The organism is Aphanizomenon sp. UHCC 0183, from assembly GCF_009712065.1.
Taxonomy (GTDB): domain Bacteria; phylum Cyanobacteriota; class Cyanobacteriia; order Cyanobacteriales; family Nostocaceae; genus Dolichospermum; species Dolichospermum heterosporum.
Genome location: NZ_VILC01000154.1, coordinates 1 through 2,412, shown reverse-complemented (window position 1 = coordinate 2,412; position 2,412 = coordinate 1). Strand labels below are relative to the sequence as shown.

The window sequence follows — 2,412 nt, the reverse complement described above, 5'->3', positions numbered from 1 at the left end:
ATTTTGGAGCGATGCCTGCGGCGAGCAAAGCTATCGCCATTTCTAATGTGATCATTTATTTGTTTATCCTGTAACTTTAAGTTACTTCTATTTTATCAAGCGATCGCATTTCCCACCACTACAGAACAGAGATCGCATCCCACATCCCCACAAAAGCGATCGCCCTTCCACATCCCCAAAACAGCGATCGCTCTCCCACATCCTAAAAGCGATCGCACTCCCACATCCTCAAAACAGCGATCGCACTCCCATCATCCCAAAAAGCCATCGCATCCCATATCCCCCAAACAGCGATCGCACCTCCCAACATCCCCTACAACAGCGAACTGCTTGCAGCAGCGCTTCGCTATCGCATCCCATCATCCCTTACAACAGCGAGCCTATTTAGTTGAGGATGATAATGTTACGAGCGGCTGAGTAATAACTTTTCTGTTTTTAGCTACCTGTTTTTTTCTTAAATCTTGACAAATTTCATGCAAATCATAATTAAAAGATTTAGCGTGTTCTTCTCGGATTTTGTAAATTTCTTCCAATACTTCATCTTTCCACATATTTAATCTCCCATAAGTTCATAAGGTGTACAAATCGTTGGTAGTTCATAAGAACACCCGGTAAGTGGGAAACGAGCGCGTCTTTAGACCTGAGAGGGAAACGACACGAGCGGTTTTAACCGCTGTGGATATTAAAATTGAAACCAGATTTTTGATTGGAATCTGGAAACCAACTCCCATTTCTGGGGTAATGTTAGCTTCGACCTGTTATAAGAGCTTGTTAGGCTTGCAACACTGTTCCAGTGACCTTAGAACTGTTTAATCACAAGCGACAGAGCAGGGAACTAGCTTCGCATTCCGGGGTGTCGTGACTCAAATAACGGCTACCATGAGAGTAAACTCAGGGTGGTCTGGTCAGTACGGCTTGCTTGATTACTCTTGCAAGCCCAATCCCTTTAGGGCTGGGTTACTGACATCCAGATTCAATACTAATTTGTGAGAGTTTTTTCTGGATTTGTGCATTGGCAATATGTTTACAGTTCCATGTTAACAAATAATCTACTTTATAAACAGTGGCTAAGGCAATATGCAAGGCATCATCAGATGCTTTAGGAGGAAGATTGCTTTTTGTCAGAAATTGCTGGGCTAATTCTTCCACTGCTTCATTGAGTGCTAATAATGGTAACTCACTTATTAAATCCAGTCGTTTAGTAGCTATTTCTTGATCTCCTCTGGCTAATTCTTCTAGAACTACTTCCGAAATATATAGAGTAAAATTTTCCCGACGAGTATCCCACCAATTTTGTGTAATTACTGAATTTGAAGCAGTAATTAGATTAGTGCTTGGTCTAATTGTTAGATAGCCAATAATACTGGTATCAAGATATAGACTTTCAATCATTATTAAATACGTAAAAAAATTATTTATTATCTTACTATATGATTGCTACGAACAACCGATTACTAGGTCGCTCTTCCATCATCCCAAAAAAGCGATCGCATCCCATCATCCCAAAAAGCGAACTGCTTGCAGCAGCGCTTACGCTATCGCCCTCCCACACCCCCAAAAAGCAATTTTCAGTAGTGAAACCGGCAGGCAAGAATTCTGATTTTATCTTCTAAGACTTCATAAACCAGACGATGTTCTTGATCGATTCGTCGTGACCAGCAGCCAGATAGATCGTGTTTTAGTGCTTCAGGTTGTCCTGTGCCTTCAAATGAGTTTGATGATTTTTAATGCTTTTTACGGTCGCTTTCGATCCACCAAGCTAAATCCTCAAAAGCATCTGCATCAAATTCCAAGTTTCTCACAGGTTGCTTCCAAAGAAATTCCATCTTGACGTTTTCTAGCGGTAAGTAATCTCGCTTTCATGGCTGGACTGCTCAACAAATAAGCAGTTTCTCTCTCAGCCATTATTTCTTGCCAAATGGCAATGGGAACAACTACAGAAACTGTTTGACCTTCTGAATCACAGATGTATTGTAATGTGTTAGTCATAGTAGCTAATATAACTTACCATATTACTAATAATTATAACCGCAAAAGTTTTTATGAGCTATACTGCAAACGGTTCATAGTTTAACCAAATATGAAACCCCTCTGGTAAACCTCTCCTTTGCACCTCTCCCTAACCCTCTTCTAAGATGAGAGGGAAAAGGAATAATATTTAATACTGGAGAGGCTTTGAACCTTATTCTTTGTATGATAAAAAAGTCCAGATTCTAGCCGTTTTGAGTATATTTGTGCGATGCCTGCGGCGATCGCACCTCCCACATCCCCTACCCTAAAACAGCGAACTGCTTGCAGCAGCGCTTACGCTATCGCATTCCCACATCCCCACAAGCGATCGCAAATTAAATTCAAAATAGTCCAGAAAATCTAACTTTTGATGAATTTGAAACTCTCCTCATTCAGAATGGG

Annotated in this window: 4 protein-coding genes and 1 pseudogene; all 5 read right to left on the bottom strand. The window is 40.8% G+C overall.

Annotation, left to right across the window (positions count from 1 at the left end):
• Positions 1-95 precede the first annotated feature (95 nt).
• The 5 genes and pseudogenes from FJR37_RS27530 to FJR37_RS25425 all read right to left on the bottom strand — a co-directional run bounded on the left by FJR37_RS27530 (position 96) and on the right by FJR37_RS25425 (position 1,989).
• Complete coding sequence (locus FJR37_RS27530) at positions 96-218, bottom strand: hypothetical protein (RefSeq protein ID WP_256366906.1); 123 nt, start codon at positions 216-218, stop codon at positions 96-98.
• Positions 219-380: 162 nt separating this feature from the next.
• The gene (locus FJR37_RS25440; RefSeq protein WP_168204483.1) at positions 381-551 is read right to left on the bottom strand and encodes a hypothetical protein; all 171 of its coding nucleotides are present in this window, start codon (positions 549-551) and stop codon (positions 381-383) included.
• Between the two features lie 406 nt (positions 552-957).
• On the bottom strand, positions 958-1,392 hold the full coding sequence (locus FJR37_RS25435; RefSeq protein WP_168467455.1) for a type II toxin-antitoxin system VapC family toxin: 435 nt from the start codon (positions 1,390-1,392) through the stop codon (positions 958-960).
• Between the two features lie 176 nt (positions 1,393-1,568).
• A pseudogene (locus FJR37_RS27320) lies at positions 1,569-1,703 on the bottom strand (Txe/YoeB family addiction module toxin); the annotation flags it as partial.
• Positions 1,704-1,782: 79 nt separating this feature from the next.
• A complete protein-coding gene (locus tag FJR37_RS25425) occupies positions 1,783-1,989 on the bottom strand; it encodes a hypothetical protein (protein ID WP_039205268.1) in 207 nt (68 codons plus the stop codon).
• Positions 1,990-2,412 lie beyond the last annotated feature (423 nt).

What these genes read in the sequence shown, in the direction of transcription:
- FJR37_RS25440 (WP_168204483.1), bottom strand. Translation starts at nt 551, where the DNA reads ATGTGGAAAGATGAAGTATTGGAAGAAATTTACAAAATCCGAGAAGAA.
- FJR37_RS25435 (WP_168467455.1), bottom strand. Translation starts at nt 1,392, where the DNA reads ATGATTGAAAGTCTATATCTTGATACCAGTATTATTGGCTATCTAACA.
- FJR37_RS25425 (WP_039205268.1), bottom strand. Translation starts at nt 1,989, where the DNA reads ATGACTAACACATTACAATACATCTGTGATTCAGAAGGTCAAACAGTT.